The 13,923-nt window shown below is 72.5% G+C and carries 14 protein-coding genes; 1 reads left to right on the top strand and 13 read right to left on the bottom strand.

The window, feature by feature from the left end; all coding sequences use genetic code 11:
• Window positions 1–257 precede the first annotated feature (257 nt).
• Window positions 258–710 carry a DUF559 domain-containing protein gene (locus AUV07_RS17930; RefSeq protein ID WP_231868193.1) on the bottom strand — a complete coding sequence of 151 codons (453 nt, stop codon included), beginning with the start codon at window positions 708–710 and terminating at the stop codon, window positions 258–260.
• A gap of 5 nt (window positions 711–715) precedes the next feature.
• On the bottom strand, window positions 716–1,129 hold the full coding sequence (locus AUV07_RS17925; protein ID WP_231868192.1) for a hypothetical protein: 414 nt from the start codon (window positions 1,127–1,129) through the stop codon (window positions 716–718).
• Window positions 1,130–1,371: 242 nt separating this feature from the next.
• Here AUV07_RS17925 and AUV07_RS04205 point away from each other — a divergent pair, with 242 nt between their 5' ends.
• On the top strand, window positions 1,372–2,013 hold the full coding sequence (locus tag AUV07_RS04205; RefSeq protein ID WP_062634139.1) for a pentapeptide repeat-containing protein: 642 nt from the start codon (window positions 1,372–1,374) through the stop codon (window positions 2,011–2,013).
• On the opposite strand, the gene AUV07_RS04200 is transcribed toward AUV07_RS04205, so the two are convergent.
• The 11 genes from AUV07_RS04200 to AUV07_RS17505 form a co-directional block, all read right to left on the bottom strand.
• On the bottom strand, window positions 2,003–3,511 hold the full coding sequence (locus tag AUV07_RS04200) for an ATP-binding cassette domain-containing protein (RefSeq protein WP_062634137.1): 1,509 nt from the start codon (window positions 3,509–3,511) through the stop codon (window positions 2,003–2,005). The two genes, AUV07_RS04205 and AUV07_RS04200, sit on opposite strands and share 11 nt — an antisense overlap.
• Complete coding sequence (locus tag AUV07_RS04195) at window positions 3,508–4,320, bottom strand: ABC transporter permease (protein WP_062634134.1); 813 nt, start codon at window positions 4,318–4,320, stop codon at window positions 3,508–3,510. Before AUV07_RS04195 ends, AUV07_RS04200 begins: the two co-directional genes overlap by 4 nt.
• A complete protein-coding gene (locus tag AUV07_RS04190) occupies window positions 4,317–5,264 on the bottom strand; it encodes an ABC transporter permease (protein ID WP_062634131.1) in 948 nt (315 codons plus the stop codon). Before AUV07_RS04190 ends, AUV07_RS04195 begins: the two co-directional genes overlap by 4 nt.
• 46 nt (window positions 5,265–5,310) lie before the next feature.
• Window positions 5,311–6,924 carry an ABC transporter substrate-binding protein gene (locus AUV07_RS04185; RefSeq protein ID WP_062634129.1) on the bottom strand — a complete coding sequence of 538 codons (1,614 nt, stop codon included), beginning with the start codon at window positions 6,922–6,924 and terminating at the stop codon, window positions 5,311–5,313.
• A gap of 82 nt (window positions 6,925–7,006) precedes the next feature.
• Window positions 7,007–8,533, bottom strand: a complete 1,527-nt coding sequence (locus AUV07_RS04180) for a serine hydrolase domain-containing protein (protein WP_062634127.1) — start codon at window positions 8,531–8,533, stop codon at window positions 7,007–7,009.
• Window positions 8,530–9,243 carry a type 1 glutamine amidotransferase gene (locus tag AUV07_RS04175; RefSeq protein WP_062634125.1) on the bottom strand — a complete coding sequence of 238 codons (714 nt, stop codon included), beginning with the start codon at window positions 9,241–9,243 and terminating at the stop codon, window positions 8,530–8,532. The genes AUV07_RS04180 and AUV07_RS04175 overlap by 4 nt, the downstream gene beginning before the upstream one ends.
• Window positions 9,240–10,370: a dipeptidase gene (locus AUV07_RS04170; protein WP_082802843.1), complete on the bottom strand. Its 1,131-nt coding sequence runs from the start codon at window positions 10,368–10,370 to the stop codon at window positions 9,240–9,242. Before AUV07_RS04170 ends, AUV07_RS04175 begins: the two co-directional genes overlap by 4 nt.
• Entirely contained in the window at window positions 10,354–11,241 is an 888-nt protein-coding gene (locus AUV07_RS04165) for an aminotransferase class IV (protein ID WP_062634121.1), read from the bottom strand. The genes AUV07_RS04170 and AUV07_RS04165 overlap by 17 nt, the downstream gene beginning before the upstream one ends.
• 32 nt (window positions 11,242–11,273) lie before the next feature.
• Window positions 11,274–12,422, bottom strand: a complete 1,149-nt coding sequence (menC, locus tag AUV07_RS04160) for an o-succinylbenzoate synthase (protein WP_062634114.1) — start codon at window positions 12,420–12,422, stop codon at window positions 11,274–11,276.
• Window positions 12,419–13,102: a MurR/RpiR family transcriptional regulator gene (locus tag AUV07_RS04155; protein ID WP_062634112.1), complete on the bottom strand. Its 684-nt coding sequence runs from the start codon at window positions 13,100–13,102 to the stop codon at window positions 12,419–12,421. The genes menC and AUV07_RS04155 overlap by 4 nt, the downstream gene beginning before the upstream one ends.
• Window positions 13,099–13,875, bottom strand: a complete 777-nt coding sequence (locus tag AUV07_RS17505; protein WP_157523909.1) for a GNAT family N-acetyltransferase — start codon at window positions 13,873–13,875, stop codon at window positions 13,099–13,101. The genes AUV07_RS04155 and AUV07_RS17505 overlap by 4 nt, the downstream gene beginning before the upstream one ends.
• Window positions 13,876–13,923 lie beyond the last annotated feature (48 nt).

Genomic DNA, 13,923 nt, shown 5'->3' with positions numbered 1-13,923 from the left:
CCGCGGTACCACCTCGCGTGCCCCTGCGTCCCCTCGCCAAGCTCAGAGACCCACGGACCACTCTCACTGCGGCTATGACGGGCCTGCCCCGCTCGGTTCTACTGAGTCCGTCGCCGGACCGTTCTTCCGAGAGCTCCCCGGTGATGGCCGGATCGATGCTCGTGTGCCCATTGTACGCGTGCTCCTCCTCCCGCGGATTCTCTTCGACGTCGCAGGATCTGGAGACATCCCTGCGACCCGGGGCGGAATCTGCGACATCACGCCGTGCGAGCACGATGCAGTCCCTGGGCGACGGCGCGCATGAGGAGGTCCTGCACCGCGGGCCACTCGTCCATCACCTGGTGATAGCCCAGACGGATGACGTGGTAGCCGCGCAGCTTCAGCTCCGCATCATGACAGTTGTCCTGGTCGCGCTGGACTCCGACGTGCGTGCCGCCGTCGATCTGCAGCACGAGTCGCTCGCCGATCAGGGCGTCCACCCTGTGCCCGGCGATCCACGTCTGGAAGCGCAGCGGCAGCCGGAGCCAGCGCAGTCGCACGCGCAGGTAGGTCTCGAGCCCCGCATCCGCGAACGGCAGCGCCTCGGCCAGGAGCCGCCGCCCGCGCGGTCCCCAGCGGAGTCGGAGCAGCCTCTCTCGGTCGACGAGCCCCTTGTTTAATGCCGACTCCCAGGTCGCGAGCGCCTGTTCGTACGGCTCACACGTGGACACCAGGCTCAGCACGTTTCGATCGGGTCCTCCAGGGCATCGGGGTGTCGCGGGACCAGAGGCCGAGCCCAGTGCACGCGGGCCTCCGGCGGCTTCCCGCCCCGGCTGCCCGGGCTGGCCGCGAGGTGAAGGCGCGGTCTCTCGTCATGCACCCAGATGCCCAGCCGCCGCGCCTGCGTCACGCACGTCAGCAGAACACCGTGCTGGGCCGCGGTCACCCGACGCGGATCGGCATCGGGCAGCGCCACCCACCCGACCCGCACCCGCTGGATCATGCACTCCGCGACCGCCATCTCGAGGTCGTACCGACTGACCCCGCGGTCCCGCAGCCGCTCGACCCGTGCGACTCCGTCGACCTCGCGCATCGCCTGCAGCAGCCGCGCCCGCCTCATCCCGTTCATGCCCTCGATGCTGCTCCCCACCCCTCCCTCGTTCCCCGCCTCGGTGAGCTCCTCCCGCCCTCTGTGCACAACTCCCCCACTCCCTCTCCTGTGCAGCCCGAGTCCCTCTCCCCTTCCCCCCCGCTCGATGTCGCAGATTCACGCCCCCGTCGGAGGAACCTGCCGAGGGCCTGCGACGCGGCGCAGATCAGCGACCTCCCGCAGGCTGAAGCCGGGATGCACGGAGGAGCGAGGGTGTCGGAGGGAGGACATAGCCTCGGAGGATGCCGAACTCCCCGACCGCACCCCGTGTGTCCGCGCCCGACCTCCCACCCGTGCTGGAGCCCCGTGAAGCCGCGCGCCGGGCCGACCTCCTCGCCGCCGCGCTGGAGCTCACGGGCACCGTCGACCTCGCGTACGCCACGCTCGAGCAGTGCGCGGTCCAGGCAGACGCCGACAGCATCGAGCTCACCGGGGCCACGCTCCTCGACGTCGACCTGCCCGAACCGCGCATCGCGTCGCTCCGGCTGCGGAACGCGAGCATCCGTCGACTCCGGATCACGGGCGGCCGCATCGGGACCCTCGACCTCGGCGACGCCCGCGTGGCGGAGCTCGAGCTGCGGGACGTGCGAATCGACTACCTGAACCTGGGCGCCGCCCGCGCCGAAGACGTCGACGTCGTGGGATGCGCCGTCCGCACGATCGACATCCCGCAGGCCGAACTGACGCGCGTCCGGTTCCAGGCCTCGCGCAGCGACGAGGTCGACCCCCGGGGCCTGCGCGCGAAGGACGTGGACCTCCGCGGCCTCGACGCGCTCTCCTACCTCGACGTCCAGAGCCTGCGCGGCACCACGCTCTCGTCGGTGCAGGTGCAGCAGCTCGCGCCCGTGATGGCGGCCGGGCTCGGGATCACCGTCACGGACTGACGGGGCCGCTGGCCGCGAGCAGCTCCCGGGTGAACGGATGCTGCGGCGCCGCGAACACCGCCGCCGTGGGCCCCTGCTCGACGATCCGGCCGTCCTGCATGACCAGGACGTCGTCCGCGACGGCGCCGACGACGTCGAGGTCGTGGGAGACGAAGACCATCGTGAGCCGCCGCTCCTCCTGCACCCGCGCGAGGAGCCGGAGCACCCGCTCGCGCACCGAGGGGTCGAGGGCCGAGACGGGCTCGTCCAGCACCAGCACGTCCGGGTCGGCGGCGAGCGCTCGGGCGAGGGCCGCCCGCTGCCGCTGCCCGCCCGACAGCGCCGCCGGCCGTCGCGCCGCCAGACTCGCATCGAGCCCGACCTCCGCGAGCAGCGCCGCCACTCGCGTCCGACGCGCACCACGCGGCACCCCTCCCGCCTCCAGCGCCTCCTCCAGCGACCGCCCCACGGTCCACCGCGGGTCGAAGGCGCCGAGCGGGTTCTGGTGCACGAGCTGCACGCGCGGCGTTCCGTTCCAGCGCAGCACTCCGGTGTCCGGCCTCTCGACGCCCACCAGCATCCGGGCGAGGGTCGTCTTGCCCGATCCGGATTCGCCGACGATGCCCAGCGTCCGACCGGCGGACACCGTGAACGACGCGTCGACGACCGCGGGCACCCCGCCGAACGCCTTGGACACGTCGTCGGCGACGACCACGGCCTCCGAGGACGTCGCACGCTCCTCCCGCGGCTCATGCATCGTCGCCGCGAGGAGCTGCCGGGTGTACGGGTGGCGAGGGGCGGCGAGCACCTCCGCGACCGGGCCGGACTCCACGATCCGGCCGTCCTTCATCACCAGCACCCGGTCCGCCACTCGCCGCACCGCCGCGAAGTCGTGACTGATGAAGACCACGGCGGTGCCGTCGTCGGCGATCTCCCGCAGGAGCACGAGGATCCGGGCCTGCACAGTCGCGTCCAGAGCCGTGGTGGGCTCATCCGCGACGAGCACCGCGGGGTTCCCGGCCAGCGCCGAGGCGATGAGCGCGCGCTGCCGCAACCCTCCGGAGAGCTCCTGCGGACGCTGCCGTGCGCGGCGGTCGGGGTCGGGCATCCACACCCGTCCGAGAAGCTCTCGCACCCGCGCAGCGACGGCCGCGCGCCCGCGCACGAGGCGGTGCAGCCGCAGCGGCTCGGCGATCTCGTCCGCGATCCGTCGCAACGGGTCCAGTGACACGAGGGCGTCCTGCGAGACGAGGCCGATCCTGGTCCCCCGGAGCCGCCGCCAGCCGCGCTCGGTCAGGGTGGCGGCGTCCACCCCGTCGATGCGGAGCCGGTCGACGGCGACGTCTGCCGTCGGCGGCGTGAGGCCGAGCAGAGCGCGGGCCGAGAGCGACTTCCCCGCCCCCGACTCCCCCACGATCGCCACGCACTCTCCGGCGTCCACCGTGAACGAGACGTCCTCCACGACGGGACTCCCCGCGAAGGCGATCCGCAGTCCCTCGACCTCCAGCGCCGCACTCATGCGTCCCTCCCGTCCGCCCGCGCTCGGAGGATGCGTCCGACCACCGTCGCGCACACCACCGTCAGCGTGATCGCGAGTCCGGGGAAGACCGACACCCACCAGGCCTGTCCGAGCACATTGCGCCCGCCGGCGAGCATGAGGCCCCACTCCGGGGTCGGCTCGGACGGCCCGAGACCCAGGAAGCTCAGTCCGGCCGCGGCCAGGATGCTCGAGCCGATGCCGATGGTCGCCAGCACGCTCAGCGCCCCCAGCACCCCGGGCACGACATGGCGCCGGAACGCCCGCAGCGGCGGCACGCCGAGGATCCGGGCGGCCTCGACATGCTCGGCCACGCGCAGCGTCCTGGTCTGCACGCGGGCGAGGCGCACGTACACGGGCGCGGCGGCCAGCGTCACCGCGATGGCGATGTTCACCGGTCCCGGACCCAGCACGGCCACCACGACGAGCGCCACCAGGAACTCCGGGAACGCCATGAGCACGTCGTTGATGCGCATGAGCGTGACGTCCACACCGCGCGGCGACATACCGGCGAGCGCCCCCACGAGCAGGCCGGCAGCGAGGGCGATGGCGGTGGCGAGAAGCCCGATCCCGACCGAGCGCCCCGCGCCGAACACCACGCGGGAGTACACGTCGCGGCCGCTCTGATCGGTGCCGAAGAGGTGCTCGGCACTCGGCGGCAGCAGAGCGGCCCGGACCTCGGTCTGCAGCGGATCGTGCGTGGCGAGCAGTCCCGGCCACAGGGCGGCGACGGCGACCACCGCCAGCACGAGCACGGCGGAGCCGAGGAGGATCCGCTGCCCCCGACTCATCGGACGACTCCGGGTCGGGAGGAGGCGGCGACGCGGGGATCGATGAGCGGATGCACGAGCTCCACCACCACGTTGATGACGACGAAGACGAGAGCGCTCAGCAGGATGATCCCGGTGAGGACGGGGAGATCGCGGTCGTTGATGGCGGCGAGGGTGACCCGCCCCAGGCCGGGCCGGGCGAACACCGTCTCGACGAGAACCGCACCCCCGAGGACCGAGCCGGTGAGATAGGCCGCGACGGTGACCGCCGACGCGGCGCCGTGCCGCACCCCGTGCCGCAGCGTGAACCAGGTGGGTCCGGCACCCCGCGCACGGACCGTCTCCGCGAAGGGCATCCGTTCCGCCTGCATCAGCCCATCACGCAGGACCTGGCTGAGCAGTGCCGCCACCGGGAGGGCGAGCGTGATCGCCGGGAGGACGATGGTCGCCGGATTGCGGGTGCCCGAGACGGGGAACCAGCCGAGACCGAACGCGAAGACGCTGAGCAGCAGCAGCCCGATCCAGAACACCGGCGAGGAGAGCACCACGAGCTCGACGCCGGCGGCGACGGTGCGCCCGACACGGCCCCGCACGAAGACCGCCACCGCGAGGGCGAGGACGACGGCGATCCCCAGCGCCAGGGCCGAGAGCTGCACCGTCGCGCCCATTTGCCGTCCGATGACCTCGGTCACCGGCAGCCGCAGCTGGTAGGACTCGCCGAGGTCACCCCGGGCGAGCTGCCCGATGAAGCCGACGTACTGCTCCAGCGGCGGGCGGTCGAGACCGAGATCGGCGCGGATGCCGTCCTTGACCGCCTCGCTCACCTGCGCCTGCGGGCCGAGCATCACCGAGACCGGGTCGCCGGGGATCACCCGGAAGGCCAGGAACGCGACCGTCGCGGCGCCCCACAGCACGATGACCACCGAGGCGACGAGCCCGAGGGCACGGCCGAGCACCGCTGTCACGGTTCGATCACTCCGCCCGCTCCCTCGAAACGACGGCCGCCGGATGTCAGCCGAGGCTCACATCGTAGAAGAGCGGCCGCCCGTAGAGGTCGTAGTCCAGACCCTGCACGCGCTCGCCGACCGCCGTGATCGCCGAGGGGCTGTAGAGCGGGACGATGGCCGTGTACTCCGCGTTCCACTGCTGCAGCTGCGTGTAGAGCTCGTTGCGGGCGTCCTGGTCGCTCGACGCGACGGCCTCTTCCAGAAGCGCGTCGATCTCCGGATCGCTCACCTGCGAGGCGTTCTGGAAGCCGTCGGTGTGCAGGTGCGCACGGAGGAAGTCGGCGTCCACGCCGGAGAAGCCCCAGTCGGTGAGGTCGAACGTCTTGGGCTCGTACTGGGCGTTGTAGGCACCGGGCTCCAGTTCCTCGCGCTGCACCTCGAAGCCGATGGCCTTGAGATCCGACTGGATCGCGTTGGCCAGCGCCGCGCGGTCGTCGGGGACCGGGGTCCAGGCGATCCACCGCACGGACAGGCGCTCGCCGTCCTTCATGCGGATGCCGTCGGCGTCGCGCTCCGTCCAGCCGGCCTCGTCGAGCAGGGCGTTCGCGGCGTCCTGATCGAACGGCCAGGAGTCCTCCAGCGACGCGTCATAGCCCGGGGTCGTGCTGCCGAGGACGCTCCACGCCCGCGGGAACTGCCCGAAGTAGATCTCCTCGACCGCCGCGTCGACGTCGATGCCGCGGGCGAACGCCTGCCGCACCTTCTCGTCGGCGAAGACGCCGTACTTCTCGTTCAGGTAGAGCGAGTAGGGCAGTCCGGGGTACTCCACCGAGTCGACCGTGACGCCGGCGTCGTCCAGACCGGCGACCTGGTTCGGCGGGATGTTGCTGGCGAGGTCGGCTTCGCCGCTCTCGATCACTCCGGTGCGCACCGACGCCTCCGGCTGGATCTGCACGCGCAGCGTCTCGAACGCCGGCGCCTTCGTCTCGTGCGGACCCCAGGCGTAGTCGTCGTTGCGCGTGTAGACGATCTCCTGGTCGGCGGTGTACTCGGTGAGCACGAAGGGTCCGGTGCCGACCGTGACGTCGGGACCGCCCGCCTTGAGCTTGTCGGCCGACTCGGCCAGCACGGCCGGCGAGTAGAAGCCGAGCTGCGGGGTGCTGGCCGCCTGCAGGAAGGGCGCATACGGCTGCGTGAACGAGACCTTCACCGTGTGGTCGTCGACGACCTCGGTTCCGGCGTAGAAGTCCGCGCCGAGCATGCTCGCCGCCTGGGCCGAGGCGGTCTCCGGGTCGACGATCCGGTCGAAGTTCGCCTTCACGGCCTCCGCATCGAACGGCTCGCCGTCGGTGAAGGTCACGTCGTCGCGCAGCGTGAAGGTGTACTCCGTGCTGTCCGGCGAGACTTCCCAGCTCTTCGCGAGCCACGGGCTGAACGTGCCGTCGTCCTCCTGGAACACCAGGGAGTCGAGCACCGCCCGCTGCACCATGCCGGAGACGTCGAGCTGGCTCACCTGCGGGTCCATGTGCCCTGCGGACAGGTTCGCGCCCTCGATCGACCACACGAGCTCACCGCCGTCGCTCTCCGTGGACGGGCCGGCGCACGCGCTCAGCACCAGGGCAGTGGCGGCGGCGAGCGCGGCGAAGGGAAGGAGGCGACGCACAGGGGTGGCGGGCATGAGGATTCCTCAGAACGGACGGGTCGGGATGTCTCCATCCTAGGGCGGTTTTTTGGACCCGGTCGATCTGTGCGACCCGGGATCAGGGCGACGGCAGGATGATCCGGTGTCGCTCTGCGGCTCCGGCCCCTTCCCCCTCGACACGCGTCTGCCCTGGCGCGACGACCGCCGCGCTCACCCCCTGCACGCGAGGCTCCGGCAGCCCGACCAGCCGCACGTCGACGAGGAGGTCGCCGCGGTTCCCCGCAATCCGCCAGCGCAACTCGGCCTCGGTCGCCGCGGCCACCACACGGTCGAGGAACGGGTCCTGGTCTGCGCGGAATCCGCCGATCTCCTGGACCTGTGCCTCCAGCCGGGCATCGCGGACGTCGGCCGGGATGTCATCGAGCACATGGTCGGCGAGGAACGGGTACGTGGCGGCGGGCCGTCCCGAGCGGATCGCGGCGTCGAGAGCCTGCGCGGCGGCGACCGTCTCCGCCCACGGGTGCAGGACCGCGGAGGGGGCGTCCGTCCGTTCGAGCAGCTGCTGGAGCGCGGCGCCTGCGATCCGCCGGGCGCCGAACTCGTCGGAGTTCCCGAAGGCGACGACGCCGATGCCGCTGGCCGCGTGCCAGCGCATGTGCGCCGAGAATCCCGGAAGACCGCCGGAGTGCTGCACGATCCGCCCGAACCGCCGGTCGTCTTCGACGAAGAGGCCGTAGCCGTAGCCGGCCCCCGCGAGGTCGCGCCCGTCGAACATCGCCGACGGCACCGGGATTGGGGTGCGGGCCTGCTGCAGCTCCCGACGCGACGCCGGAGCCAGCACGTCGGGCGCCAGCGGGTCGTCGGTGAAGGCCGAGCCGAGGAACCACATCCATCTCGCGATGTCGTCGACGGTGCTGAACATGCTGCCGATGCAGCCGAGCGCGCCGGACCCCACGAACGGCTCGGGGCGGAACGTGGTGCCGTCGTCGAACGTCCGGAAACCGCCGGCCAGCGTCTCCGGCGCGTAGCCGTCCGACACGTGCGCCGTCCGGCGCAGCCCGAGGGGCTCGAGCAGGGTCTCCCGGATCACGTCCTCCACGGCCCGGTCCGTCACCGCTTCCACGACGCGGCCGAGCAGCGACTGGCCGAGGTTGGAGTACTGGTAGACGGTTCCCGGCGCGGCCGCGAGGTGCACCCCACCTGCGAACACGGCGGCGATCTCCGCACGGGAGGCGCCGAGATGCCGGTCCACCCAGGCGTTGTCCTCCCCCAGACCGGACCGGTTGGAGAGCAGCAGGTCGCCCGTGACCTCGACGTCCGCACCCCGATGCCGCAGCCGGACCTCCGGCAGATAGGTGCGGATCGGCGCGTGGAGGTCGAGCAGCCCGCGGTCTCGAAGGGAGAGCACGGTGGCGGCCAGGAAGCTCTTGGACATCGACGCGATGCGGAAGACCGTGTCCCGCGTCGTCGGGGCCTCATCGGCGCGGGGATGGCCGTGGGTGAGCACTGCGCGGACACTTCCCCGTTCGGCCACCGCGGCGATGGCGGCCGGGGCGGCACGACGCGCGCGCTCGTCCAGGCCGTGGCGGAGTGCCTCCGCGGCGGACTCGGCGGTGACGAGGAGATCCGCATCCTGCCCGGTCATACGGGGACCCCGGCGCGCACCTCGTCGGCGAAGGCCTCGATGAGCGCGCGGCTGGCCGCGGTGTTGTGGTCGTGCACGCGCTCGGCGGCGGCGATGAGAGCGGGAAGCGAGCGTCCCTCTCCTCGCAGCGCCGCGTCGTCCCATCGGGCGAGGTCGGCCGCGGAGGCCTCGGGATGGAACTGCACGCCGCGCACCCGCGCCCCCAGCCGAAAGGCCTGGTTCTCGACGGCGGCGCTCGTCGCCAGCAGCACCGCCGCGGATGGGAGCCGCGTGATCATGTCCTGATGGTTCTCGATCATCGGAGCCTCATCGCCGAGGGCCGCGAACAGGGCGTCGGCACGTCCTGCCGCGGTGGGGCGGATGGGGGTCGCGCCGCGTTCGATGGGTCCGGTCTTCTCGGCGACCTCGCCGCCTGCCACGTGGGCGAGCAGCTGACCGCCCAGGCAGATGCCGAGGGTGGGGAGGTCGCGGTCGATGGCCTCCGCGGCGAGCGCCCGCTCTGCCGCGAGCCACGGCGCGCAGTCATCATCGTCCGGCATGAGCCCGCCGCCCAGCATGACGAGTCCGGCGTAGCCGTCCAGGGAGGCGGGCAGCGGCTGCTCGGCTCCCACCACCTCGTCGACGTCGATCGCCTTCTCCCGCAGCCAGGTGCCGAGGCGGCGCGGGCCGGAACTCGCGGAGTTCACGATCACGAGGACGCGCGGGTTCACAGCGCCCCCTCCCGCGCCGTCGTGTCGACTGCGGGAGCGAGCGCGGCCGCGGCGGGCTCTCCTGCGCGGCCGGCGAGGAAGGCCTCGTGGTCGGGGTCCGACGCCTCCAGCACCCGGAGGACGTTCTCGTGCGCCAGGGCCCGGAGGTCGTCCTCCGACCAGCCTCGACGCCGCAGCTCGGCGAACAGCGCCGGGTACCCCGAGACGTCGCCGAGACCGTCCGGCATCGCATCGGAGCCGTCGTAGTCGGCGCCGATCCCGACCGCCTGCGCGCCGGCCACGCGACGCACGTGGTCCAGGTGATCGGCGACGTCCGCGACGCCGACGCGCGGCGCCTCTCCCTCTCCCCCGGCTTCCCACCAGTCCCGGCGGCCCTGCGAGACGAACGTGGGGACGAACGGCACCATCACGACGCCGCCCTGCGCGCCGATCGCTGCGAGCACGTCGTCCGGCACGTTGCGGGGGTGGTCGCACACGGCGAGGGCGCCGGAGTGGCTGACCATCACCGGGCGGGTCGTGACCTCCAGGGCATGCCGCATGGTCGTCGGAGCGACGTGCGAGAGGTCGACGAGCACACCGATGCGGTTCATCTCGCGCACCACCTCGCGTCCGAAGTCCGTCAGACCGCCGTGGCGCGCCTCGTCGGTCGCCGAATCCGCCCAGGCGATCGTCCGCGACCAGGTCAGGGTGAGATACCGCGCGCCGAGACGCGCGAACTGCCGCAGCACGGCCAGCGATCCACCGAGCTGGTCGCCGCCCTCGATGCCGATGAGCGAGGCGATCCGCCCCTCGGCCATCGCCGCACGCACGTCGGCCGCCGTCCGAGCGATCGCGAAGCGCTGCGGGTGGGCGGCGACGAGGCGGTGCACGAAGTCGATCTGCTCGAGCGTGGCCACCACCTGCTCCGCCCCCTCCAGCACGGGATCGACCCAGACCGACCAGAACTGGCCGGCGACCCCGCCCGCGACCAGTCGCGGCAGGTCGGTCTGCGTGGCCGCCACCGGGCCGGAGAGCTCCGCGACCCTGTAGCCGAGCAGCGTCCTGCTCGCCCAGGCGAGGTCGTTGTGGCCGTCGATCACCCGATCGATCGGCAGATCCGCGTCGACCATCTCAGTCCTCTCGTCCATCCAGCACCGCGTTCATCCGCGCGGTGAGCACCGGGTCCACAGCGCGCGCGACGCCGTCCAGCTCCCGCACGGGCACCGCACCGCGGGTGCTGGAGCAGAGCCAGAGGGCGTCTGCCCGCTCCAGATCGTCCCGCATCATCGAACCGACGCGGGAGGGCACCTCGGCGAGTCCCGCGAAGACGTCGGCCTGGGTCGTCCCGGGGAGCACCCCGTACTCGGGCGGTGGCGTGACCAGCGCCCCGTCGAGCCGCGCGATCAGCGTCGACCGCGGCCCTTCGAGGACGAACCCGTCGGCGCTGACGAAGACGACGTCGTCCGCACCCCGGCTCCGTGCCTCCCGCAGGGCCGCCTGGTTCACCGCGTAGGCGAGGGACTTCGCTCCCTGCAGCAGCCAGGGCGCCGTCTCCATGACGTCGTGCCGGTACCCGCGGTCGAGCACCACCGCGGAGACGCCCCGCGCGCGGACGGCCTCCGGGTCCTCTCCCGCGAAGCCGAGCACCCACCCCGTCGGTCCGGCCGGGTCGATCTCGTCCCCGCGGGTCATCGCGAACTTGATCGAGGCGATCTCCCCGTCGCGGAGCACTCCGGGGCGGGAGACCTCGGCGGCCGCGCGGCGCACCGCCCGCCCCCACCGCTCGCGGCCCGGCGCGGGCAACCCTAGGAGCTGCGCCGAACGCTCCAGCCGCACGAGATGCGCCTCCAGGGCCTGCGGCCTTCCCCCGCGCACCACGGCGGTCTCGAACACGCCGTCGCCGCGGGTGACGCCGAGGTCGGTCGCCCGGATGATCGGCTCCCGCGGATCGACGGCATGGATCCCGTCCTCCGCGGCCTCGGCGGCGAGATCGAGCCGGTACAGCAGCAGTGCGCGCATGGGATTCCGCTCTCGCAGGGTTCGGGGGCCGGTCAGCCCGCGGTCAGGACGGCCTCAGGGGCCTCGGCCGCGGAGGAGTCGAAGACGCGGGACGCGTCACGGGCGATGCGCTCGGCGAGCACCTCGTGTCCGATGCCGGGTCCAGTGGGGACCGTGACGCGACCGGCGACGGCGGTCACCGGAGGTGCGATGATGTCGGACTCGTAGTACTTGTCCGATCCCGACACGTCCGACGGCAGCAGGAAACCGGGGAGCGAGGACAGCGCGACGTTCGCAGCCCGCCCGACGCCGAACTCGTGCATCCCGCCGCACCACACGGGGATGCCCGCGTCCCGCGCCACGTCGTGCGCCGCGCGGGCGACGGTGAGCCCGCCCATCCGCGACACCTTGATGTTGAGGACCCGCCCCGCCCCCAGCCGGATCATGGTCCGCAGGTCGCCGAGGTCGACGACCGACTCGTCCAGGCACACGTCCGTGTCGAGCCGCGCCTGCAGATCGGCGTGGGCCACGAGATCCCGCGGCGCGAAGGGCTGCTCGATCATGGTGAGCGCCTCGCGATCCAGGCGTGCGAACACCGCGGCCGCCCGCTCGTCATCGGCATAGGCGCCATTCGCGTCCACGTGGAGATCCAGGTCGGGGTAGGCGCCGCGCACCGCACGCACCGGCTCGACATCCCAGCCCGGAGCGATCTTGAGCTTGACGCGGGGGTAGCCGGCAGCGCGCTGCAACTCCACCTGCGCGAGCAGCTCGTCGATTGACGGCTCGATGCCCAACGACACCCCCGCGACGACCTCATCGCGCGTCCCTCCGAGAGCCGCGGCGAGCGCGATCCCCCGCCTCCGGGAGACCAGGTCCCACACCGCGCCGGAGAACCCGGCCTTCGCGAACTCGTGCCCGCGGACCCGTGCCCACGACGCCTCCAGCTCCGCCGGCTCCTCCCCCTCGGCACGGAGCAGCGCGGGCACCAGGTAGCGGGTCGCGATCTCCCACGCGGTGACCGTGGTCTCCGCTCCGTAGAACGGATCGGACGGCGACGCGATCTCCCCCCACCCCGTCTGCCCGTCCGCATCGGTGACCTCGACGAGCACGTGCTCGATGCCGGACTTGCGGTGCGAGCTCGTCTCGAAGCTGTGACGCAGCGGCTGACGCAGGGCGAACAGCCGGACGCGGACGACCCTCACGCGTCCTCCTCCGGGCGGGGCCGCGCGGTCTCGGGGCCGTAGAGACCCAGGCGCGCCACCAGCCGGTCGCGTTCGGCGAGCCGCCGTCGCGCTCCCTTCGCGCTCGCCGTGGTGAGCGCGCTCAGCAGGTGGCACACCGCCGCGACCGGGGTCGGCGAGTCGGCGTACGACGCTGATCCCGTGCGCACCCGGATGAGCGAGGTCGCGATGGATGCGAGCGGGGCGTCCTCGCTGTCGGTGATCACGACGAGCTGACCGCCCGCCTCGTGGAAGAGCCGCCCGAGCCGCACGGTCTCCTCGCGGTAGCGCCGCAGGGAGAAGGCGATGAGCACGTCGCTGGCCCGGACGTCGGTGAGCACGGTGAGCGGCTGCAGCGCGTGCCCGTCGACGAGGAAGACGTTCGACAGCGTCGCCGAGAGATCCGCGTTGAGGAGTTGCGCGTACGCCGCCGCCTTGCCCTCGCCGGCGACGTACCGTCGCCGGGCACCGAGCAGCAGCGCCGCGGCCTTCGGGACCTGGGCCGAGCGGCTGAGCTCCTCGAAGGTCTGGGCGAGCGTGCGCTGCTCCGTCTCGATGATCCGCGCCTGGATGCTCTCGGCGGACAGGTTGGTGCGGATGCGCTCGCCGTAGCGGTCTCGCGGAGAGACGAGGTCGCGATCCTCGTGGTCGTGGTCGTTCATGCCGTGCCCTCCCGAGGTGTCGCGCGGTAGACCGCCGTGTCGTCGTCGAGGCGCGTGGCCCCGACGAGGACGTCTCCGCGGCGGAATGCCGCAGTCATCGTCCGCTCCAGATCCCGCCGCAGCACCGCGCGCTCCTCGGCGTCGAGGGCGCCGGGTCGCGTCGGGATCGCGATCCAGGCGCCGCCGTCCGCCGCCACGGCTCGCCCCCAGTCGTCCGGCCCGAGCACGGGAGGGACGGGGAGCGACCGACGGGTCGGACGATCGGCGACGTCCAGGTCCCAGGAGACCACCAGACGGTCGGTGTCGGGGCGGGCGTAGTAGTCGCGCTCGTAGGCGATGCCGACGGCCCCGAGAGAGCTCAGGTTGAAGTGTGCGTTGCGTGACAGCAGCGGATCGAACGTCCACCGCATCGTCCGCTGCCCCCAGCGCAGGGCCACGGCACGCTGCGCGAGCTTGAGCGCCTGGCCGACGCCGCGTCCCTGGTGCGCGGCATCGACGGCGGCCGCCTGCGAGTAGTGGAAGGACGCGCCGGTGGTGTCACAGCCGGCGAACCCGTACGCGAACCCGATCAGTTCCCCGTCGTCGGCGAAGGCGCCGACCGCGGAACCGCCGTTGCGGGCGAGGGCGGTGAGCAGGTTGGCGTTGAGGGCGTACTCGTTCTCCGTGTACGCGAAGACGCGGGCGTACAGCGCGGCGGCCTCACGGAACTCGGTGTACCGGGTGAGTTCGCGGCAGCCGTGGGCGACACCGGCGGCCACCGAAGAATGAGGCACGATACGTTTCCTAAGATCGAGGAGTCCTGCTGCTGTGAGCGATGCTAT

Source organism: Microbacterium sp. CH1 (genome assembly GCF_001595495.1).
Taxonomy (GTDB): domain Bacteria; phylum Actinomycetota; class Actinomycetes; order Actinomycetales; family Microbacteriaceae; genus Microbacterium.
This window is presented reverse-complemented; position numbering and strand designations above follow the sequence as displayed.

Bases quoted from the DNA above. Each gene is read 5' to 3' on its own strand.
- AUV07_RS04170 (WP_082802843.1), bottom strand. From the start codon at position 10,370: ATGGACGAGAGGACTGAGATGGTCGACGCGGATCTGCCGATCGATCGG.
- AUV07_RS04165 (WP_062634121.1), bottom strand. From the start codon at position 11,241: ATGCGCGCACTGCTGCTGTACCGGCTCGATCTCGCCGCCGAGGCCGCG.
- AUV07_RS04185 (WP_062634129.1), bottom strand. From the start codon at position 6,924: ATGCCCGCCACCCCTGTGCGTCGCCTCCTTCCCTTCGCCGCGCTCGCC.
- AUV07_RS04195 (WP_062634134.1), bottom strand. From the start codon at position 4,320: ATGAGTCGGGGGCAGCGGATCCTCCTCGGCTCCGCCGTGCTCGTGCTG.
- AUV07_RS04205 (WP_062634139.1), top strand. From the start codon at position 1,372: ATGCCGAACTCCCCGACCGCACCCCGTGTGTCCGCGCCCGACCTCCCA.
- AUV07_RS04200 (WP_062634137.1), bottom strand. From the start codon at position 3,511: ATGAGTGCGGCGCTGGAGGTCGAGGGACTGCGGATCGCCTTCGCGGGG.
- AUV07_RS04180 (WP_062634127.1), bottom strand. From the start codon at position 8,533: ATGACCGGGCAGGATGCGGATCTCCTCGTCACCGCCGAGTCCGCCGCG.
- AUV07_RS04155 (WP_062634112.1), bottom strand. From the start codon at position 13,102: ATGAACGACCACGACCACGAGGATCGCGACCTCGTCTCTCCGCGAGAC.